The organism is Grimontia sp. AD028 (assembly GCF_000973155.1).
GTDB classification, from domain to species: Bacteria; Pseudomonadota; Gammaproteobacteria; order Enterobacterales; family Vibrionaceae; genus Enterovibrio; species Enterovibrio indicus.
Genome location: NZ_LASY01000008.1, coordinates 136,964 through 158,370 on the forward strand (window position 1 = coordinate 136,964; position 21,407 = coordinate 158,370).

At 50.1% G+C, this 21,407-nt stretch carries 15 protein-coding genes; 11 read left to right on the forward strand and 4 right to left on the reverse strand.

Annotated features, from left to right (window positions below; genetic code table 11):
• The first annotated feature begins 644 nt into the window (after window positions 1-644).
• Both fadI and fadJ read left to right on the forward strand, forming a co-directional pair.
• Window positions 645-1,955 carry an acetyl-CoA C-acyltransferase FadI gene (fadI, locus tag RN22_RS02430; protein ID WP_039849816.1) on the forward strand — a complete coding sequence of 437 codons (1,311 nt, stop codon included), beginning with the start codon at window positions 645-647 and terminating at the stop codon, window positions 1,953-1,955.
• Complete coding sequence (gene fadJ, locus RN22_RS02435) at window positions 1,955-4,075, forward strand: fatty acid oxidation complex subunit alpha FadJ (protein WP_046302939.1); 2,121 nt, start codon at window positions 1,955-1,957, stop codon at window positions 4,073-4,075. The genes fadI and fadJ overlap by 1 nt, the downstream gene beginning before the upstream one ends.
• 74 nt (window positions 4,076-4,149) lie before the next feature.
• Here fadJ and RN22_RS02440 read toward each other — a convergent pair whose 3' ends face one another.
• Window positions 4,150-6,927 (reverse strand): insulinase family protein, encoded by a 2,778-nt coding sequence (locus RN22_RS02440; RefSeq protein WP_046302940.1) that lies wholly within the window; start codon window positions 6,925-6,927, stop codon window positions 4,150-4,152.
• A 141-nt stretch (window positions 6,928-7,068) separates the two neighbouring features.
• On the opposite strand from RN22_RS02440, the gene sixA reads away from it, so the two are divergent.
• On the forward strand, window positions 7,069-7,563 hold the full coding sequence (sixA, locus tag RN22_RS02445) for a phosphohistidine phosphatase SixA (RefSeq protein ID WP_046302941.1): 495 nt from the start codon (window positions 7,069-7,071) through the stop codon (window positions 7,561-7,563).
• Window positions 7,564-7,639: 76 nt separating this feature from the next.
• Here sixA and smrB read toward each other — a convergent pair whose 3' ends face one another.
• Window positions 7,640-8,173: an endonuclease SmrB gene (smrB, locus tag RN22_RS02450; protein WP_002537807.1), complete on the reverse strand. Its 534-nt coding sequence runs from the start codon at window positions 8,171-8,173 to the stop codon at window positions 7,640-7,642.
• Window positions 8,174-8,282: 109 nt separating this feature from the next.
• On the opposite strand from smrB, the gene prmB reads away from it, so the two are divergent.
• Both prmB and aroC read left to right on the forward strand, forming a co-directional pair.
• Window positions 8,283-9,215 carry a 50S ribosomal protein L3 N(5)-glutamine methyltransferase gene (prmB, locus tag RN22_RS02455; protein ID WP_046302942.1) on the forward strand — a complete coding sequence of 311 codons (933 nt, stop codon included), beginning with the start codon at window positions 8,283-8,285 and terminating at the stop codon, window positions 9,213-9,215.
• A 220-nt stretch (window positions 9,216-9,435) separates the two neighbouring features.
• Window positions 9,436-10,521, forward strand: a complete 1,086-nt coding sequence (aroC, locus tag RN22_RS02460; RefSeq protein ID WP_002537805.1) for a chorismate synthase — start codon at window positions 9,436-9,438, stop codon at window positions 10,519-10,521.
• A 120-nt stretch (window positions 10,522-10,641) separates the two neighbouring features.
• Here the strand turns inward: aroC and RN22_RS02465 are convergent, their stop codons facing one another.
• Window positions 10,642-11,301, reverse strand: coding sequence for a trimeric intracellular cation channel family protein (locus RN22_RS02465; protein ID WP_046302943.1), 660 nt, complete (start codon window positions 11,299-11,301; stop codon window positions 10,642-10,644).
• 224 nt (window positions 11,302-11,525) lie between these two features.
• Here RN22_RS02465 and RN22_RS02470 point away from each other — a divergent pair, with 224 nt between their 5' ends.
• Window positions 11,526-12,050, forward strand: a complete 525-nt coding sequence (locus RN22_RS02470; RefSeq protein WP_046302944.1) for an elongation factor P hydroxylase — start codon at window positions 11,526-11,528, stop codon at window positions 12,048-12,050.
• Window positions 12,051-12,059: 9 nt separating this feature from the next.
• Window positions 12,060-12,326: a YfcL family protein gene (locus RN22_RS02475; protein ID WP_046302945.1), complete on the forward strand. Its 267-nt coding sequence runs from the start codon at window positions 12,060-12,062 to the stop codon at window positions 12,324-12,326.
• A 65-nt stretch (window positions 12,327-12,391) separates the two neighbouring features.
• Here the strand turns inward: RN22_RS02475 and mnmC are convergent, their stop codons facing one another.
• Window positions 12,392-14,395: a bifunctional tRNA (5-methylaminomethyl-2-thiouridine)(34)-methyltransferase MnmD/FAD-dependent 5-carboxymethylaminomethyl-2-thiouridine(34) oxidoreductase MnmC gene (gene mnmC / locus RN22_RS02480; RefSeq protein ID WP_046302946.1), complete on the reverse strand. Its 2,004-nt coding sequence runs from the start codon at window positions 14,393-14,395 to the stop codon at window positions 12,392-12,394.
• Window positions 14,396-14,594: 199 nt separating this feature from the next.
• Here mnmC and fabB point away from each other — a divergent pair, with 199 nt between their 5' ends.
• The 4 genes from fabB to RN22_RS02500 form a co-directional block, all read left to right on the forward strand.
• A complete protein-coding gene (fabB, locus tag RN22_RS02485) occupies window positions 14,595-15,806 on the forward strand; it encodes a beta-ketoacyl-ACP synthase I (RefSeq protein ID WP_046302947.1) in 1,212 nt (403 codons plus the stop codon).
• A 229-nt stretch (window positions 15,807-16,035) separates the two neighbouring features.
• Window positions 16,036-17,175 (forward strand): 4-phosphoerythronate dehydrogenase, encoded by a 1,140-nt coding sequence (locus RN22_RS02490; protein ID WP_046302948.1) that lies wholly within the window; start codon window positions 16,036-16,038, stop codon window positions 17,173-17,175.
• Between the two features lie 2 nt (window positions 17,176-17,177).
• Window positions 17,178-18,203, forward strand: a complete 1,026-nt coding sequence (locus tag RN22_RS02495; protein ID WP_046302949.1) for an aspartate-semialdehyde dehydrogenase — start codon at window positions 17,178-17,180, stop codon at window positions 18,201-18,203.
• A 233-nt stretch (window positions 18,204-18,436) separates the two neighbouring features.
• The coding region (locus tag RN22_RS02500; protein ID WP_046302954.1) for a FimV/HubP family polar landmark protein at window positions 18,437-21,407 on the forward strand (2,971 nt) is incomplete at its 3' end.

The window sequence follows — 21,407 nt, forward strand, 5'->3', positions numbered from 1 at the left end:
GGCTAATAAATAACCATGTTAAATGTACGGAGCCTGCCTTCTGAAGGTAATTTGGTTTGAATTTAATCAATTAGGCAGTGGTTGTAGTGTTTTAGACAGCTTTCTAAGAATTAAACAAATTCAACCAAGTGCATATTTATCCAACCTAACTCGCAATCTTCCCTTCGCTTTAGCCTCTCTTTCCTTCGATTGATGAGTAATCAAACAAAAAATTGATCTGCTTCAAAATCGCTTCCTGATGCGTGGGTATAGTAGGCACTGTCATCTGGTGACGTGTTACAGACTTCGTTGGTTTACCGAATCTGTTGCATGAAACCGTGTTGAGCAAGATGACAAACTTCCTTTTTGAAGGCTGACTTTACTTTCTCCTCAGGTCTATGACCTGATTTGCAATTGGCTTTACGTTAATTGATTTTATACGTGATTGCTTTCCACATACGTTGCCACACCTGATAGGTGTGGTTTTTTTTTTGCTTTTCGTTTCTAGTCACTCTCCAACTTCGCTTCTCGCTCAGTTTTTATTTTCAAAAATGTCGTAACGGTCTATGTTTGCTTGGCAGATTTAATTAAAACGCACGTTTTAATCTGATAACAAATTGGTTACACTCTTCTGGTCTGACCTCTAATAATTGCAAGGAGCGGCAATGAACTCTCCCCAGAATCTGACTACGCGTCAGGGTGAACGTATAGCTGTCGTCTCGGGTTTACGTACCCCGTTTGCACGACAATCCACCGCGTATGCGGATGTGCCTGCTGTTGATCTCGGAAAGATGGTTGTTAGCGAAATGCTAAACCGTACCGACATTGATCCTAAGCTAATCGACCAGCTGGTTTTTGGACAGGTTGTTCAAATGCCGGAAGCACCGAACATCGCACGTGAAATAGTGCTTGGCACAGGTATGAATGTTCACACTGATGCTTACAGTGTCAGCCGCGCTTGCGCGACCAGCTTCCAATCTGTCGTCAACGTCACCGAAAGCATCATGGCCGGTGCTGTTGATATCGGTATCGCAGGTGGCGCAGATTCTTCTTCCGTGCTGCCAATTGGTGTCTCTAAGCACATGGCAGCGACACTGCTGGCGCTTAGCAAAGCTAAGACGATGAGCAAGCGCTTAAAACTCCTAAGCTCACTCTCCCTCAAAGACTTAGCGCCTGTTCCACCAGCTGTAGCGGAATATTCGACCGGCCTCAGCATGGGACAAACCGCTGAGCAAATGGCAAAGAGCCATGGCATCACCCGTGAGGAACAAGATGCATTGGCACACCGCTCTCACTCATTGGCAGCGAAAGCTTGGGCGGATGGATTGGTTCGTGATGAGGTGATGACGGCTTTCCCAGAACCTTATCGCCAGTGGATTGATAAAGACAACAATGTTCGCGAAGACTCCACGGTTGAAGGCTACGCGAAACTGCGTCCTGCTTTTGACCGTAAGCACGGCTCTGTGACTGCGGCAAACAGTACGCCACTGACCGACGGTGCTGCAGCAGTGATGCTGATGCGTGAAGGGCGTGCCAAAGAGCTTGGCCTAACGCCACTGGGTTACATCCGCTCATACGCGTTTTCTGCAATTCAGGTTGAGCATGACATGCTGATGGGGCCGTCTTACTCAACGCCAATCGCGTTAGATCGCGCTGGCATTACGCTGTCTGATCTAACTCTGATTGATATGCATGAAGCGTTTGCCGCGCAGACGTTGGCTAACGTAAAAATGTTTGCGTCCAAAAGCTTTGCAGAACAGAAGCTCGGTCGTAGCCAGGCAATTGGTGAAATCGACATGGACAAGTTCAATGTGTTGGGTGGCTCGATTGCTTACGGTCACCCATTTGCCGCAACCGGTGCGCGCATGATAACCCAAACCTTGAATGAACTTCGCCGCCGTGGAGGTGGTTTGGCATTGAATACTGCTTGTGCAGCAGGTGGTCTGGGTGCAGCGATGATCTTGGAGGCAGAATAATGACGGAACAAACAACCCCAACAAACGGTGCGTTCTCGCTGCGCTACGGTGACAACGGTGTGGCATGGCTGAGCATTGATGTCCCTGGCGAAAGCATGAATACCCTGCAAGCCACCTTTGTTGATGAAATCAGTGCAATTCTGAGCGAGCTTGAAAGCAAAAGTGATATTAAAGGTTTGGTGCTGCACTCTGCAAAACCGGATAACTTTGTGGCCGGTGCTGACGTTCGCATGTTGGATGCCTGCAATACCGCAGAAGATGCACAAGCCATAGCTGAGCATGGCCAGAAGCTTTTTTCCCGCATTGAGAAACTGCCATTCCATGTCGTCGCAGCGATCCATGGCCCAGCGCTGGGCGGTGGTTTGGAGCTCGCTCTGGCTTGTCATAGCCGAGTCGCGAGTGATGATGATAAAACCCGTTTAGGTTTGCCGGAAGTGCAGCTTGGCTTGTTGCCAGGCTCCGGCGGTACGCAACGTCTTCCAAGACTGATTGGTGTGCCGGGGGCGTTGGATATGATCCTGACGGGCAAACAACTTCGCGCTAAGAAAGCGAAGAAAATGGGCGTTGTCGATGATGTGGCTCCCCAGTCTGTGTTGCTTCGCGTAGCTGAAGAGTTGGCGCTGAAAGGTAAGCCAAAGCGCAAAGGCAGCTGGCAGGATTGGGCGATGGGCGGCAATGCACTTGGCCGTTCTGTTGTGTTCGATCAGGCTGCAAAGAAAACCCGTGAGAAAACTCGCGGTAATTACCCTGCCACTGAAGCTATCCTCGAAGTCATCAAACACGGCTTGGATAAAGGCGTAGAGAAAGGTCTGGCGTTGGAAGCAAAACGCTTTGGTGAGCTGGTGATGTCGTCAGAATCTGCCGCACTGCGCAGCATTTTCTTTGCGACAACAGCAATGAAAAAAGAAACCGGCGCTGATGCTGAGCCTCGCACTGTGACAGGCGTGACTGTGCTGGGCGGTGGTTTGATGGGCGCTGGCATCGCTAATGTGTCTGCGACCAAAGCGAATACACCAGTGCGCGTCAAAGATGTCAGCAACGATGGCATTCTGAATGCCATGGCTTACAGCTACAAACTGCTGGATAAAAAGCGCAAGCGCCGCATCATTTCCAAAGCCGAAATGCAAAAGCAGATGGATCGCATTAGCGGTACGACTGACTATTCCGGTATGAGCCGTAACAATGTGGTTGTTGAGGCTGTATTTGAAGATCTGAAACTGAAGCACCAAATGGTTGCGGAAGTAGAAGAGAATCTGGCTGAAGATACCATCTTCGCCACCAACACTTCGTCACTGCCAATCCATCAAATCGCCGAGGGTGCAAAGCGTCCTGAAAATATCGTGGGTCTGCACTACTTCTCGCCGGTCGATAAAATGCCACTGGTAGAAGTGATTCCACATGCGGGCACGTCCGAAGAAGCCGTTGCGACTGTGGTGAAGCTTGCGAAGAAGCAAGGTAAAACGCCGATTGTGGTCGCTGACAAGGCTGGTTTCTATGTGAACCGTATTCTTGCGCCTTACATGAATGAAGCGGCAAGAACCTTACTGTCCGGTGAGTCGGTTGAGCACATTGACAATGCGCTGTTGGATTTCGGTTTCCCTGTTGGCCCAGTGACACTGCTGGATGAAGTGGGTATCGACATTGGCGCGAAGATCAGCCCAATCTTGTTGAACGAACTGGGTGAGCGTTTCCGCGCACCGGATGTGTTCGACGTGATGCTCAATGATGGCCGTAAAGGTCGTAAGAGTGGCAAAGGCTTCTTCGTTTACAACGGTAAGAAAAAAGAAGTCGATAAGCGTGTCTACACCTTACTGGGTGTTGAGCTGAAAAGTCAGCTATCCGCACATGAACTGGCCATCCGCTGTGTGCTGATGATGCTGAATGAAGCTGCCCAGTGTCTGGATGAAGGTGTGGTGAAATCTGCGCGTGACGGTGATATTGGTGCTGTGTTCGGTATCGGATTCCCACCATTCCTTGGTGGTCCATTCCGCTATATGGACCACATTGGCATTAAGCGCTTGGTGGAAATGCTTGAGCAGCATGAAGCCAAATATGGTGAGCGCTTTGCACCGTGTGAGCTGCTTAAAGCCATGGCTGCGGAAGGTAAGACGTTCCACTAATTAAGCTTTAAACAAAAAATCCCCGGCTGGCCCGGGGATTTTTTATATCTGAAGCATGGAAAGTCCATCAACACTTAGTTAATTCGCTCGGTGCGATTGCGACGAAACGCTGTGACAGATTCGATTTCCTTTGTGCCTTCAAGGCTGCATTCATCAGGGTGAGCGCCACCGCAACTGTGCATGATCAGACGATCTGATGTGCGCGGTTTCAATTGCTCGACCACAAACTTCACCATATCGGCGCGATCCATATCGCGGATAGCAGCTGCAACGTTCTGACGCTGGGTGAATTCTGCATCCTTATTGCCAATACTGATCCACAAACGCTGTCCGCGGGCGCGGAGATTGGCATCCGGCTCTTCTATCTGTCCGAGTAATCCTTGTTTACTGGCTTGCCATTGCGCTTCGTTAAGCTCTAGCAGCACCAGGAAGAAGGCGTTGAGGAAGTCGTCTATTGCTTCCATCAATTTCGCCGGTCCCGCCTGAGGCGACTGCACGTAGAAGATCAAACCTGGGTGCCGGTTCATTGGCATGTTGCCTGAGCCAACCATATAGCCAAGTTGCTGCTTGGTACGCAGCTCGTTGAAGAAGATGGCAGACATCAAATGCTGAGCGAATGTAAATAAGGCGACATCCTGAGGTTCAGTGCCGTGGCTCTGGTAGTAAACCAATACGGCTGAATCTTGACTGTCACATCCCAGATGATAGGACGCGCTACCAGCACCTTTCAAAAGAACCAGTGGTCGGGTGGACTCCTGGTAGCGTTGATTGTGCACACGAAGCGCATCTTTTACAGGCTCAGCCAAATCCAGTGTTTGCTGTTTCTGCCAGTTACCGTAAACAAACATCTCAACATGCAGTTCCGACATCACGCGATGCACAAAGTCCGGTAGCTCTGTCACCTGCAGTGGTTCCAGCGCTTCGATGAGCTCTTCATACGTTGGATTGTTCGGTTGCAAGATGCCGGTCATCGAATTGTATAAGCGGTTAATGGCTTTGTTCTGAGTGGCGTTGTTCCAACTTCGTAGCAATTGGGTTTTGATGATTTCAAAGCGCTCTGGGTTGAAATCGCGCTTGGCAAACTTATCCAATACCAAGTCCATCAGGAGTGGCAGCTTTTCATTGAAGCCGCTGAGCTTCAAAGTCACACCTCCTTGATGGGCATAGAGATTGTAATTGAGCCCTGCAACTTCGGCAGGATAGGCTGTCTCATTGATCGACTCCATCAGCATTTCAACACTGACGCGGGTCTTTACGATGTTCTCGACCGATTGCACTGCATGCGGGCTGTCTATCGCAACGTAAACCACGCCTTTCGGGACGCGGAAATCGGTATCTTGCAAGTGCCACAAACGAAAGCCCGGTAACTCCTGAATCATCTCAGGTAGTTGCTGTTCTGGCGCTTCTAGATCTGCAGGGTCGAGTTCATAACTGATAAAAGGGTTTGGCTCTGGTAAAGCCAGCGCGGGAGAGATATGTGCCGCACGCCATTTTTCGAGCTGAGCTTCAGTGAATGGTTTCACGCTGTAAGGGGTGTCGTACCAATTGGCCGTGCGGTCATAATTGCCACCTTTGGCAATCAACGTCAGGCGAAGATGATCGGGTGTTAGATAGCCAAGCATCTGGCGTATCAAGGCTTCGTCATATTCCTGCATGATGTAGTCGCCATATAGCACATCCGCATCCTGATAATGCTGCATGTTGAGCACCATATGACTCACGGTATCGATAGGGCGTGACGGCTCTTGATAACGAAACGCCATTTCCTGCACCGCACGTTTTTCTGCATAACGCCAATCATCGAGCCCCTGCTCGCGGATAAGACTGATAGCCTGAAAAATGTAAGTCACGATATCGTCAATCTTGGTCAGTCCCGCCTCGGTCAAGCTGACACTGACTGAAAACTCTCGGAAATTCGAACCGCTGATCCCACCACCTGCTGACAGATTATTGATGAGCCCTTTTGCTTTGAGCAAAGACATCACACTGCCAGTACCTTCATAACCGAGAAGATGGGCAATGTAGGAAAGTGGCTTGATTTTGTAATGCTCATCGGTCGCTGGCATTGAAAATGCCAGTGTCAGCTTGCGAACATCTTTGAGCGGCTCGATACAGACAAACTGCTGCAACTGGGCTTTATCGACAAACGGGACGTCTGGCACAAACGGCGACAGGTCAAGGTTTGGAATATTACTGAAAGTTTGGTTTGCCAGCGTTTCCAAATCGTCCAGCCTGAATGGACCAGTGATAGAGGCTGCCATCAGGTTGGCACTGTAATGGGCCTTGTAAAAAGCAATCAGCTCATCACGCACCGAACTGCCCTCGCGATCGGCAAGGGTGTCGAGGCTACCGACAGAAAACTTGGAGAAAGGGTGAGCCGGGTTGATGGTCTCTTTCTGCACCTGGTAAATCCGGCGCACATCGTCCTGAAGCTTCAGGCGATATTCTGAGTCAACCGCGTTGCGCTCTTTGTCGACTGCGTCTGCATTGAACAAAGGCGCAGAGAAGAATTGGCCGAATCGATCCAGCGCTTCTTCGAAATGGTCGTGTCGGATATCGAAGAAAAAGGTGGTGTTCTCGGTTCCCGTCCAGGCGTTGTTATTACCACCATGGCGACTGATAAAAGATTGGAACTCACCGACATCAGGATATTTCTCTGTACCGAGAAACAGCATGTGTTCTAAAAAGTGCGCTAAACCTTCACGATCAGCGGGATCACAGAAGTGTCCCACATTCACGGTTAACGCAGCAGCACTGCGCGGTGCTTGCACATCTTCTACCAGAAGCACCCTCAAATTGTTGGCGAGAGTAATAAGGCGGTAGCTACGATGATCGTTGGGACTGATTTGCACAAAGCACCTTCACTGGTAGTGGCAAGGTCTTAATTATGACCACGTAAGTAAATTGAGGCAAACATCTGTGCGATCAGTCGTTCCAGATTAAAGAATTGACTGGTAGCATATCGAAGAATACTCAAAATCAGCTGTTGTGATATGCGAATTTATATTATGCGCCACGGTGAGGCACACACCTTCGCCGCCAGTGATGAAGAACGTCCGCTGACCGATCGTGGTGAGCAACAATCGGTTGAAATGGCACGCTGGCTGGCACAAGAGCTGCCAGAGGGAAAACTGGACTTGGTTTTGGTGAGTCCTTATTTACGCGCACAGCAGACTTGGTCGGCATGTGCTGCCGTTTTGCCTGAAGCGAAAAGTGTTTTGACTGAAGACGGTATCACGCCGTATGGCGACAGCGAGCACGTTGCTTCTTACCTGCGCGCGTTAGTTTCCGTTGATAATCCGGCGTCGATTCTTTTGGTGTCGCACCTCCCGCTGGTGGGTTACCTCACCGCAGAGTTTGAAACCGATCTTCAGCCGCCGATGTTCCCGACTTCTTCGATCTCCTGCATTGAATACAATCCGCAAACAGAACAGAGCGAAGTGCTGTGGATGAAAAGTCCGTCGCAAGTGATGGGTTACGCATCCTGACCGCTTGGTTGAAAACAGCTTTAAGCAGACATAAAAAAACGCCCAACACAGGGCGTTTTTGCATCTGTGCTTCAGGCTATTTTTCCGGGATTTCAATCAGCACCAGTAAAGCGCCATCACCACCAAATTCCAGTGGTGCCTGATGGAATGCCAACACGTCTGGGTGCTGTGCCAGCCAAAGTGGTGTCTTCTGTTTCAGTATGTGTTTGCCAATACCGTGCATGACACAGGCACAACTGATCCCTTCTTTTATACAAGCTGCAATCAGTGCGCCTAACTCTCGCTTGGCTTCCAGTTGCGTCATGCCGTGTAGGTCCAGGAACATATCCGGCACGTAAACACCGCGGCGAAGTCTTTTTACTTCGTATTTGGAGACACCTGTGCGCGCATATTGAGTTGGCCCATCTTCTTTCAGCAGCGGTTCAAACTCGTCTGAGAAATAGAAGGTGTGGTCGCGCGCCGCGGACTCTGTCTGCTTTTTGCGTGCTTGCTCTGTTGTCTGGCGTCTTGGCGGGTTTATGGTATCCTGCTGCAGTTTTTTAACGCCTTTCACCGCATCGCGGAACAATGACATGTCGTCATCTTCTGGGATCGGGGATTTCTTACTCATAAGTCATTTCCAAATTCTGTTAGCTGCATTTTACTTAAAATAAGAACAATGTCTGCTTTCCTGTTGGAATCGCCCTGACGGTGATGTGTTGAGGCTACTGGAGGCCATTTTGGATAGAATTATTGTTGATGAAGTCGTCAACGAGCTGCGTACGCTGCAAGACATGCTACGTTGGACGGTAAGTTGCTTTAATGCAGCAGGAATTTATTACGGTCACGGAACGGACAATGCATGGGACGAAGCGGTACAACTGGTACTGCCGACACTTTATCTGCCAATCGATGTGCCTGCAGAAACGCAAACTGCGCGTCTGACCACCAGTGAACGTCACCGTATTGTTGAACGCGTAATCCGTCGTATCAACGAGCGCACGCCAGTGGCTTACCTGACAAACAAAGCGTACTTCTGCGATTTGGAATTCTACGTGGATGAGCGTGTGCTGGTGCCACGTTCACCAATCGGTGAGCTGATTCAGAATCAGTTCAGCCCAATGCTGGAAGTCGAGCCAAGCCGTATCATGGATCTGTGCACTGGCAGTGGCTGCATTGGTATTGCCTGTGCCTACGCGTTCCCTGACGCTGAAGTAGATCTGGTGGACATTTCTACCGATGCGCTGGAAGTGGCAGAGATGAACATTCAGGAGCATGGCCTGGAGCAGCAGGTTTTCCCAATCCGCTCAGATTTGTTCCGCGATCTTCCAAAAGACAAATACGACCTGATTGTCTCTAACCCACCATACGTGGATCAAGAAGACATGAACTCGCTGCCGGATGAATTCCGTCACGAGCCAGAGTTGGGTCTGGCTGCAGGGACCGATGGCTTGAAACTGATGCGCCGCATCATCGCCAATGCACCGGATTACCTGACTGAGCAGGGCATTCTGATCTGTGAGGTGGGCAACTCCATGATTCACGTTCAGGAGCAGTATCCGCACCTGCCACTGACTTGGCTGGAATTTGAAAATGGCGGCCACGGTGTCTTCCTGATGACTTATCAGGATCTGGTCAGTGTTGCCGACGAATTTTCTATCTATAAAGACTAATTGTTGTCTTTGCCCCTAAGAAAAAGGCCGAAATTATAGATTTCGGCCTTTTTTGTATCTCTCTTTCCGGTTTTGCCTCATTTCTTGAAACCAGCCCAGTATTACAGGGAGTTTCCACCTGTACATAAAAAAAGCTTTTGCTTCTCAATCGCGGTTATGTTTCATTAGGTGCATGCTAATGCGGTTGTGATACGTCGACCGGAGAGAAACAGAGGAAGTAATGGCAGGCAATTCAATAGGTCAGGTTTTTCGGGTCACCACTTTTGGTGAAAGTCATGGATTGGCGTTGGGCTGCATTGTTGACGGTTGCCCACCGGGACTTGAAATTTCAGAAGCAGATTTACAGGTCGATCTGGACCGTCGTCGTCCGGGTACCTCAAAATATACGACTCAACGTCGTGAACCGGATGAAGTGAAGTTCCTTTCTGGCGTTTTCGAAGGTAAAACGACAGGGACGTCGATTGGCCTGGTTATTGAAAATACCGACCAGCGCTCACAGGATTACTCCAAGATTGCAGACCGCTTCCGTCCTGGTCATGCTGATTACACTTACCACCAAAAATACGGACACCGCGATTACCGTGGTGGTGGCCGCTCTTCAGCTCGTGAAACGGCGATGCGTGTTGCTGCGGGTGCGATTGCAAAGAAATACCTCAAGCAAGAGTTTGGTATTGAAGTCCGCTGTTACCTCTCTCAAATGGGTGATGTGACCATCGACAAGGTCGACTGGGATCAAGTTGAGCAAAACCCATTCTTCTGCCCGGATGAAACAAAGCTGGAAGCGCTGGATGAACTGATCCGTGCGCTGAAAAAAGAAGGCGATTCTATTGGTGCCAAATTGACCGTGGTCGCGAATAACGTACCTGTTGGTCTTGGCGAGCCAGTGTTTGATCGTTTAGACGCAGACATTGCTTACGCGCTGATGGGTATCAATGCCGTGAAAGGCGTGGAAGTGGGCGATGGCTTTGACGTCGTCAACCAGCGCGGCAGCGAGCACCGTGATGAACTGACGCCGGAAGGCTTTAAATCCAACCACGCGGGTGGCATCCTTGGTGGGATTTCATCTGGTCAGGATATCGTTGCGCACCTTGCATTGAAGCCAACTTCAAGCATCACGGTACCGGGTGAAACCATCAACGTAGATGGTGAAACCGTCGATGTGATTACCAAAGGTCGTCATGACCCGTGTGTCGGTATCCGCGCGGTACCAATTGCAGAGGCCATGGTTGCGATTGTATTGATGGACCACCTGCTGCGCCACCGCGCGCAGAATGCGGGTGTGCATACCAATACGCCGAAGATTTAAATGAAATATCCTAGGGCCTAGGAAAAGAAGGTCCTAGAATTAGCAAAAGCCAATACAAGAGAAAAGGGCTGACGGTCTACACCGCCAGCCCTTCTTTTTGTTCTTTGCTCTTCCTAGGACCTAGGATCTAGGTCCTTCTTTTCCCAGAATGGTTTGTTCTTCCGCTTCAAAACTAAACACCGGCAGGCTCCAGCCAAACTTCACCGCCGACATACGGAAGACAAAGCCAGTCACCAGCGTAGAAATGGTCGCGATGTTCTCATCAATGCCAAACTGGTTTCCGTAGGTCATCAGTGCCCAATACATAGCGCCTGCTAAGAAAGCGACAGAAGCATAAAGCTCTTTATGCAGCACCATTGGCTGACGGCGACACAGTAAGTCGCGCAAAAGGCCACCAAAGATGCCTGTGACCAGCGCGGACACCACACAAATCAGCGGCGACAACCCCATGTCCATACCCACACGGCAACCGATAATGCTGAAAGCAATCAGACCGAGTGAGTCCAGCCAAACAAAAAGCTTGTGATTGCGGGCCACCCAGGATGCCATCCAGGTCGTGACGATACCGGCAACGCAGACAATCACCAGATAGTGCGGGTTAGCGACCCAACCAAGGGGGTAATGACCGAGCAAAATATCACGCACGGTACCGCCGCCAATGGCTGTGCAGGCTGCGACCAGCATGACGCCAAACCAGTCCATATTCCTGCGTCCAGCCGCCAGTGCGCCTGTCATGGCTTCAGCGGTAATTCCAACGATGTATAACGTGGACAACAACATGATATTCAGTAACTTGCATTTGAATGGGATAATTTCGCGCAATCATAGTTGTGATTAACCTCTCAATCCAATGAAAGGTTGTGAGGTCACGCATGAATTGAATTCATGCTTTTGATGGTGGAATTGGCCTAAAACGGCGCTTTTTGCTGCGACAATGGGGGCTTTGGCAGGTAAAATGCCCGCTTAACTGAATTTGCTGTAACTTCATTATTACAATTCGCGCCATGCAACACGATTACAACGATCTTATTTCTGTCTTTAATCAGACTTTTATTGATTCTTTCAATACAGAATTGCTGCTGGGCGGCGATGAGCCGATTTATCTGCCTGCGGATGATGACAACCCACACCACCGAATCATCTTCGCCCGTGGTTTTTATGCCTCTGCGCTTCATGAAGTGTCACACTGGTGCATTGCCGGGCCCGAACGCCGTTTGCTGGAAGACTTTGGCTACTGGTATCTACCGGATGGACGCGATGAGCAGACGCAAGCCGAGTTTGAAAAGGTAGAAATCAAACCTCAGGCGGTAGAGTGGATTCTGTCGGCCAGTTGTGGCTTTCGCTTCCAGGTAAGCTGCGACAATCTAAACGGTTCTTTCGAACCTGACCGCCCGGTATTTACCGCAAAAGTGCGTAAGCAAGTGATGAAATATCTGGAAGACGGCATGCCTACGCGCGCCAAAACCTATTCAGACGCCCTTCGAACGTTTTATAATCGTCCTCCTTTAACGCCAGCAGACTTTTCCTGAGAGCTAAAAATGATCCAAGAATACGAAGAGAAAATCCTCGACCTGATTGATGCCATGGTAGAAACCGCATCTGATGATGAGTTGTTTGCCAGCGGTTATCTGCGTGGTCATGTCTCGCTGGCGGCCGCAGATTGTGAGCAGGACGGCATCGAAGATGTGTCTGCGCTGAAGGTACGTGTTGACGAAAGCCTGAAAGAAAATTCAAACGAGCTGAACCCTTCTGATCAAGTGCTGGTGGGCAACCTCTGGGCATCGTTACAAGAACAGGCGGGTTAAACACTGCATCCAGATAAGAAGAAGGCGCCAATTGGCGCCTTCTTTGTTTGAATTATCATTCCCTACTAAAGCGCTTTACCCTTGAGCAGTTTTCTTACCCACATACGTCCTGGATGCAAGGCGTTAAGCACATCAACCGGCATGGGTAGTGGGTCGCCACAAAGCTGTGAAGCCAGAAGCTCACCGAGGATGGGTGCTGAGGTTAAACCGCGGGAACCGAGTGCCAACAGGCTATAGAGGTTCGGGTAAACCGGCACATCTTCGGCACTGTCTTTTTTGTCACGCAATTCGCTGTATAGGGTTTTCAAAGCTTCAAAGTCGCAGACATCACCAACATATGGCAAATGATCGCGGCTGGCACAGCGAATACCTACGCGACCACCACCATGGTCAGTATCAATCTCTTTTGGCCATTCAGCAGGAATGCAATCGACCAGGCGCTGCTTGTTGTCAGCCTGATCGTCCATGCGGAAGTCCATGGAAGTATCATTCCGGCTGTAGCTGGCACCGATGCAGTGGGTATCATTTTTTGGGTTGGCCGGCGTCAGGTAACCGTCATAACACAACACGGTTTTGAGTTGCTTTAACGCTGGCGTGGTATTGATGTGGGACACCTGACCACGAACCGCATAGGCCGGGATGGGTGAGGTTTGCTCAAACTGGGTGAACTTGTGACCGTTAGCGATCACCACGGTATCGTGAGTCCGTTCGCCTTGGTTTGAAGCCAGTGTCCACGACCCGTCCTTATAACTGGCTTTCGTCACTTCGGTATTGTAATGACAGGTCAACAGGCCAGTTTTTTCCGCATTGGTTATCAAGCCCTGGGTTAACTGCTGAGGACACAACCAACCGCCGAGAGAATAGGTGACGCCGCCGTGCCCGGTTTCAATGCCAGTCAGTGATTTGGCGTCTTCTCTGGTGATGCCGTGGATAAGAGATTCCGGAAAACCACCTGTCAGCATCTTCGCCAATTTGTCCGCGCTTTTTTCATCCCACCCTAATTGAGTAACGCCACAAAAATCGTGATCAAACGAAACCGTTTCTGCTGCCTGTTCAATAAACTGACGGGAGAACAGAAATGCCGGCGCAAAGAAGCGAGAAAGGGCATCGTCACTGCCATTTAGAAGTGGATACACCGCGCCTTGTCGGTTGCCAGATGCGGCAAGTCCAGGCTTGTCATGTTCGCAATAAAGGGTGACTGATTTTCCACGACGTACCAGTGACAGTGCCAAGGTGGCACTCGCCACACCGCCACCAATAATCGCAATGTCATTGCTATTTTGTGGTGCAGTACGTTTATACCAAGGAGCCTGTTGGCGTGGCTGGTTACGTTCGACCATGGTGCCGACAATCATGTCGCGTTTGGTGCCATAGCCCTTGGCTTTCTTCATTTCAAAGCCCGCGTCAATTAAGCCGCGACGCACAAAGCCAGCTGCTGTGAAAGTGGCCACGGTACATTCCTGTTTGGCCAGTCTTGCCATGCCGTCGAACAGCGCCTGACTCCACATTTCTGGGTTCTTGCTCGGTGCAAAGCCGTCCAGAAACCAGCAATCCACAATACCGTCATCAGACGTCCATACTTGCGGCATACAGTCTTTGATGTCGCCGAACCACAAATCCAGCGTGATCATGCCATCTGCCAGTACCAAACGGTGGCAGCCAGAAACTGCTGCTGGGTAGTGTTTGCGTAGTGCTTCGGCGAAATCCGCCAACTCTGGCCAGGCTGCGTGGGCTTTTTCTAAGTCAGTGACGGAGACCGGGAACTTCTCAAAGCTGATGAAATGAAGCTGGTTGACTTGAGCCTCAGGGTTTTCCTTTCGGAATTGGGCAAACCACTGCCACACAGCCAAGAAGTTAAGGCCTGTACCAAACCCGGTTTCCGCAATCACGAATCGGTCGTGTGAAAAGGTATCCCAGCGGTTTGGTAGCTGGTTTTGCTGTAGGAACACGTAGCGCGTTTCTTCCAGACCATTGGAATTGGAAAAGTAAACATCGTCAAAGTTGTCAGAGACCGGTGTTCCGGCGTCATTCCAGTGAATTTGGGCGTGTTCAATACGGGTTTGGGTCACAAGCCTTACCTTAATAAAAACGGGGGTTGCACGTCGAGCGCGGATTCTATCGCCAATTCGACGGAATATACAGAACCGACAACGGGTCTGTGTCAGTATGTGAAAAATTTCAGCTTACACCTGTACTCTAGGAAAGCTGACCACTTAGGCGTATCAAAACCGCTATCATCGGTGCGAACTCGAATTGTAGGAACAAAAGATGAAACGAGCCGTAATTACAGGTATGGGAATTGTTTCCAGCATCGGTAACAACGTTAAAGAAGTGCTGGAGTCATTAAAGACGGGTAAATCAGGGATTAGCTTTTCCCAACAGTTCGCAGACATGAAGCTTCGCAGTAATGTCTGGGGTGATTTAAAGCTCAATCCTGCTGATCACATTGATCGCAAAAAGTTTCGTTTTATGGGCGATGCTGCGGGCTTCGCTTATCTGTCAATGGAACAGGCTATCGAAGATGCCGGTTTGACAGAAGATATGGTGTCTAATGACCGCACCGGTCTGGTTGCCGGTTCAGGTGGCGCATCGTCAATTAACCAGGTTGCAGCCACAGACACATTACGTGAGAAAGGCGTAAAACGTGTTGGTCCTTACATGGTGCCACGTACCATGTCTTCAACGGTTTCAGCTTGTCTGGCAACACCATTCAAAATCCGTGGTGTGAACTACACCATGAGCTCTGCGTGTGCGACATCAGCACACTGTATTGGCCACGCTGTTGAACTGATTCAACTGGGCAAGCAAGACGTTGTTTTTGCAGGTGGTGGTGAAGAGCTTGATTGGTCACTGACCATGATGTTTGACGCTATGGGCGCGCTGTCGACCAAATACAACGACAACCCAGAAAAAGCATCACGTACCTACGATGCAGACCGCGATGGCTTCGTTATCTCTGGTGGTGGCGGCATGATGGTTATCGAAGAGCTTGAGCATGCGCTGGCGCGTGGTGCGAAAATCTACGGTGAAATCGTGGGCTACGGTGCAACGTCAGATGGCTACGACATGGTAGCGCCATCAGGCGAAGGCGCGATCCGCTGTATGAAGATGGCGATGCAGGACGTTGATCAAATCGACTACATCAACACGCATGGCACCTCTACGCCAGTGGGTGATGTGAAAGAGCTGGGCGCGATTCAGGAAGTGTTCGGCAACAACAGCCCTGCCATTTCTGCAACCAAAGCCATGACCGGTCACGCGCTGGGTGCGGCAGGTGTTCACGAAGCGATTTACTCCACCATTATGCTGGAAAACAACTTCGTTGCACCAAGCATCAACATTGAAAATCTGGACCCAGCCGCTGAAGGTCTGGATATCGTGTCGGAAACCCGTGAAGTAGAGCTGAAGACAGTCATGTCTAACAGCTTCGGCTTCGGTGGTACCAACGCCACGCTGGTTATCAAAAAATACGAGGGATAAGCGTCTCACTTGTCCCCGGAGCCACTGACTATCAAAGTCAAAAGGCTCTTCAGTTTTCCGGGACGTTGGCTTTATGCCTACAACAGACGCAGGTTTAGATCGTTGAGAGCCGATCTCTACCTTTCAGATCCTGGATTTTGCCCGGCCAATTGGCCGGGTTTTTTCGTTTTATCTGGCGCAGAAAACCGTCACAATAGCGCCAATGGAATAAATGTAAGAGTAAACGCACTTGAACATTCTGATTGATGAAAATATGCCGTATGCCGCTGAGCTGTTCAGCAAGCTGGGTACGGTTACCGCAAAAGCAGGTCGTACCCTGACCGCAGAAGACTTGATTGACGTTGATGCGCTGATGATTCGCTCCGTCACCAAGGTTGACGAAGCGCTGCTGGAAAAAGCTAGCAAACTGAAATTTGTCGGTACGGCAACCGCAGGCACCGACCATGTTGATGCGGAGCTGCTTGCCAGCAAAGGCATCTTCTTTACTGCTGCGCCAGGCTGTAACAAAGTGGGTGTGGCTGAATACGTGATAAGCGCGCTGCTGGTGCTGAGTCAACAACAGGGCTTTTCTATTGCTGACCGTAAGGTCGGCATTGTGGGCGCAGGTCAGGTGGGTAGCTACCTGTCGAAGTGTCTGTCAGCGCTAAGCATTCCACACCTTTTGTGCGACCCGCTCAAACAAGCGGAAGGCGACACACGCGAGTTTCATCCTCTACAGACGTTGATTGCAGAGTGTGATGTTCTGACCTTCCATACGCCGCTAACCAAAAACGGTGAACACCCAACGCATCATCTGATGGGTGAAGCGGAGATCGCTTCACTGAAGCCTGGTTCAATCCTTATCAACGCGGCTCGAGGCCCAGTGGTCAGTAATGACGCATTGAAAGCTGCGCTGAAAACACAGCAGCTAACTGCCGTTCTGGATGTTTTCGAGTTTGAGCCGGAAGTGGACATGGAACTTCTTCCTATGCTGGCTTTCGCCACCCCGCACGTTGCGGGTTACGGACTGGAAGGCAAAGCACGCGGCACCACCATGATCTACAACAGTTACTGCGAGTTTCTGGGTAATCAGGAAGAAAAAGTCGAAGCGGCGTCTTTGCTGCCGGTCGCGCCAATTCCAAAGGTATCTCTGAGCAAACCTTGGGAAGAAAGCGATCTGATGGCACTGTGCCAGCTCATTTATGACATTCGCCGTGATGATGCCGAGTTTCGCCGAGCGGTGGCCGACGTTGAGCAGCAACGCGCAAGCTTTGACCGCTTGCGTAAGAATTACTGGGACAGACGCGAGTACAGTGCAATTACAGTAGCGGGCGAGGCAGCGTTTGGGTTAGAGTCGCTCGCTAATTTAGGTTTTACCGTAGAGGAATAATCATGACACAAGAATTCGATGTGGCTTATGACGTCGCTGTTTTAGGTGCTACAGGCGCGGTAGGGCGCACCATTATCGAGGTGTTGGAAGAGCGTAAATTCCCTGTGCGCAACCTTCACTTGCTGGCAAGTGAGCGCAGTGCCGGTGAAACCATCCGTTTTAACGGTAAAAGCGTCCGCGTGAAAAACGTGGAAGACTTTGACTGGAGCCAGGTTCAAATCGCACTGTTCTCAGCGGGTGCGGAATCTTCAGACCGTTGGGCACCGATTGCCGCAGACGAAGGCGTGGTGGTTATCGATAACACCTCACGTTTCCGCTATGAATACGATGTTCCGCTAGTGGTGCCAGAAGTGAACTCGGAAGCGATTGCGGATTTCCGTAACCGTAACATCATCGCGAACCCTAACTGTTCGACCATCCAAATGCTGGTGGCACTGAAGCCAATTTACGATGCTGCAGGTATTGAGCGCATCAACGTAGCAACCTACCAGTCAGTATCTGGCTCAGGTAAGAAAGGCGTTGATGAACTGGCAGGCCAGACAGTGAAACTGCTGAACAGTCAGGAAGCTGAGCCAAGCACTTACAAAAAGCAGATTGCGTTTAACTGTCTGCCACATATTGATGAGTTCATGGACAACGGCTACACCAAAGAAGAAATGAAAATGGTGTGGGAAACTCAGAAAATCCTGGGTGACGACTCCGTAGCGGTAAACCCAACCTGTGTGCGCGTGCCGGTGTTTTATGGTCACGCTGAAGCGGTACACATTGAATGTCAGCAGCCGTTGGATGCCACCGAAGCGATGGACTTGCTATCCCGTGCTGAAGGCGTTGAAGTCTACTACGGTGAAGATTACCCAACGCAGGTTAAAGAAGCGACAGGTAAAGACCATGTGATGGTCGGTCGTGTACGTAATGATATCAGCCACCCGAACGGCCTGAACATGTGGGTTGTTGCTGACAACGTCCGCAAAGGGGCCGCGACAAACTCAGTGCAAATCGCTGAACTTCTGATCCGCGATTACCTGTAATCATCCTTGATTGATTCAACCTAACAGCCGGCAGCAGTGATCTGTTGCCGGTTGTTTGATCACAAAACACAGTTTTATCTCTTCACACTACAGTTTTCAGCTGGGCTTCCGATATAGTTAGGGAAATAACCAGTAATATCAATCGCAGCAGGTGTTTAACGCCTTACCTCCCAACGACTTCAGTAGGGAAACGCGCCGCGATTGTGAAAAGCCTTTTATTCTGCCATAGGGGAATGCGGGCAGTGTCTGACCCAGATTTTTATAACGCGATGAAGCGAACTCTTTTTTCATACTTATCAGGTGGTCGTCTCGGCAAAACGCTTGTCGTCTCGTCTTTATTGCTGAGCCTCGGTGTTCCGTTCTCTGCGCACTCTGCTATTCGTATTCTTGGCCCGGTGGAAGAATCTCCTCCGCCTAATGCTGCTGCACCTCTGGCTCAACAAAATCAGGCGCCACTATCTTCGGTGAACCGACGCCAATCGGTTGGTCCAACCCGTGACTCGGACACATTGTGGTCGATTGCATCGCGTTATCAGCCAAATAACTCTGTGACTGTTTATCAGACCATTGGTGCCATTTTCCGCCTCAATCCAGGCGCGTTCGAAGATGCCAATATTCACGGTCTGACTCCTGGCAGCACTTTGTTGATGCCAACCCTGACGGAAATTCGCCGCGAAAGTACGGATGACGTAGCAAGTCGCCTGCAAATTGATCAGGCGCGAAAAGACGCACAACGCGTTGCTAACCAGCCGTTGAGTCAGCAAGTTAAAGCACCTGCTGCCACACCAAAACCTGCGCCTAAGCCAGCGCCGAAACCTGAACCTGCAATGGCAGAAACTGCGAAGCCAGAAATGGAATCCGTTGAAACGGATTCCATGGCTGAGAACAAGCCAATGCAAGAGAAGGAGATGATGGAGCCTGAAGGGGACACATCCGGTGCACCAGCCAAGCCAAATATGTCTACCGTTCAGAATCAGATTAATGAATCTGACCTGCAAATGGGCAAGTTGGTTGAAAGTAATCACATCCTCAAAATCCGTCTGGCTGAAGTTCAAAACGAACTGGCTGTTCTCAAAGACCAAATGTCCGCGGATGAAGAACTGACAGAAGAAATTCGCGAATTCCTCGAAATCCAGCGTCTACGTCAGGCGCAGATGGAAATGAAAGAACCTTCGTTCTTTGAATCCTTGATGGCTAGCCCGCTGATGCTGGCGACCATGGCGATTATTCCCGCACTGCTAGTGATTGGTGCTGCTGCCTTCTTCATCATGCGTCGTCGTAAAGACGAAGATGTTGATGTGGAAGAGCCGGAAGGTTTAGACGGCGAAGATCCGGAACTTGACGCTGTGATGGTGGCGGACGATGACACCGACGAACTGGTTCTGGAAGATGACGAACTCGAAGTTACCGATGATATCGATGCCGATCAGCTCTTTGGCGATGACATGGGAGATGATCTTGATGACATTAACCTGTCAGACACCCTTGAGCTTTCAGAGGAGCCCGAAGAGGGTGGCCTCGACATTGATGCAGATACTGACCTGACATCGAATCTGGATGTTGGCTTGGATGATGACTTCGATACCAGCACTGATTTAGATATCGAAGCCAACACTGACGGTGCAATCGGCCTTGAAGACATGGAGCGCGCGCTTGATGAAATGTCTTCCCAACCAGAAGAGTCCGAGCTGAGCCCTGATGAAGCACTGGCTGCAATGTGGGAGCAATCTCTGGGTGGCGGCGACGATGAAGAAGTCGATGACATTGACGCTCTGTTGAATGCAGAGCAGTCAGGTGGCAGCGAAGAAGCCACTGCGGAAGAAACGGATTCTGAAGATGTTGAACCCGCTCTGGAAGCACAGGAAGAAGAGACTTCAGAAGGTGATCTTGAAACCAATGAAGCCCTGTTCGATAAGGTACTTGATGATGAGCCAGAAGTGGATTTGTCTCAGGATATCGATTTGTCTGATGACGATATCGATGACCTTATCGGCGATGCCGCAGAACCAGAACAAAGCGCAGATGATAATTCTGCCATGCTGGATGGGCTGCTCGATGAAGACATTGATCTCATCAGTGATGGTGTCTCAGAAGATGAAGATATTGCAGATCCGGACGCACTTCTGGATGAAATGCTGGGCGATGACCTGATTGATGAAGATGGCAATACGGTTGAGGCAGAAGTAAAAGATGACATCGATGATTTGTCATTGGACACTGAACCAGAAGCTGATCTGTCTGAGTCGGATGCTTTGCTTGATGAACTGGTCAGTGAAGATGGCGACATAGATCCGCTGGATGAAAGCGCACTACTTGACGAGTCTATCGATGAAGATGACCTATTGAGTGATGTACTGGGTGACTCGGAAGAGCAGGAAGACGTTGATCTTGGCGAAACCGATGTACTGCTCGACGAACTGATTGATGATGGCGACACACTTGAAGACGAAAGTGCATTGCTGGATGAAGTCCCTGACGATGACTTGCTCGGTAATGACCTCGATGTTGACAGTGAGCTTGATATCGATAACGAGCTGGATATCGACAATGAACTCGATATTGATGGCGATCTTCTCGATGAAGCAGCCGATGAAAGTCCAGTGGATGTATTGGATGATGTCCTTGAAACCTCAGACGAACTGGATATTCCAGAGTCAGATGAGTCTTTAGTTGCTGACGACACAGAAGCACTTGATGAGCTGAACGCTCTCGTTGAGGAAACCCCTGATCACCTTGAGGTAGAGCCAGAAGCGTCTGAATCTGATTTGGAATTGCTTGACGATGTTCTTGAGCAGGAAGAGCAAACAGACGTAGAAGCCCCTCAAGATGACGAGCCTTTAGCCGAAGATACGGCGATTGAAGAGCCAGAGGCCACTGCTGATGACTTAGAACTTCTCGACAGTCTGTTGGATGAAGAAACGGCTTCTGAAGAATTTGAGCAAGCTGACGTAGAACCTACCGATCTGGAACAGCCGGAGCAAACGTCAGCGGAGTCAGAAGACATTGCTGATTCTGAAGAGGCGACAGATGCTGAAGACCTCATTGCAGATGAAGCACTGGATTTGGAGAGCGCTGAGCCAGAAACAGAAAGCACCGAGCAAGAAGTTGAACTTGAAGCGCCTGAATTACCGGATCAAGAGCCTGAAGACCTTGCAATAGAAGAAGAGCCACAGGACGCTTTTGAAGCAGAAGCAGAAGCAGAAG

Excerpts from the sequence above, each read along its gene's own strand:
- fadI (WP_039849816.1), top strand. The coding sequence starts at position 645 with ATGAACTCTCCCCAGAATCTGACTACGCGTCAGGGTGAACGTATAGCT.
- fadJ (WP_046302939.1), top strand. The coding sequence starts at position 1,955 with ATGACGGAACAAACAACCCCAACAAACGGTGCGTTCTCGCTGCGCTAC.
- sixA (WP_046302941.1), top strand. The coding sequence starts at position 7,069 with ATGCGAATTTATATTATGCGCCACGGTGAGGCACACACCTTCGCCGCC.
- smrB (WP_002537807.1), bottom strand. The coding sequence starts at position 8,173 with ATGAGTAAGAAATCCCCGATCCCAGAAGATGACGACATGTCATTGTTC.
- aroC (WP_002537805.1), top strand. The coding sequence starts at position 9,436 with ATGGCAGGCAATTCAATAGGTCAGGTTTTTCGGGTCACCACTTTTGGT.
- RN22_RS02465 (WP_046302943.1), bottom strand. The coding sequence starts at position 11,301 with ATGTTGTTGTCCACGTTATACATCGTTGGAATTACCGCTGAAGCCATG.
- RN22_RS02470 (WP_046302944.1), top strand. The coding sequence starts at position 11,526 with ATGCAACACGATTACAACGATCTTATTTCTGTCTTTAATCAGACTTTT.
- RN22_RS02475 (WP_046302945.1), top strand. The coding sequence starts at position 12,060 with ATGATCCAAGAATACGAAGAGAAAATCCTCGACCTGATTGATGCCATG.
- fabB (WP_046302947.1), top strand. The coding sequence starts at position 14,595 with ATGAAACGAGCCGTAATTACAGGTATGGGAATTGTTTCCAGCATCGGT.
- RN22_RS02495 (WP_046302949.1), top strand. The coding sequence starts at position 17,178 with ATGACACAAGAATTCGATGTGGCTTATGACGTCGCTGTTTTAGGTGCT.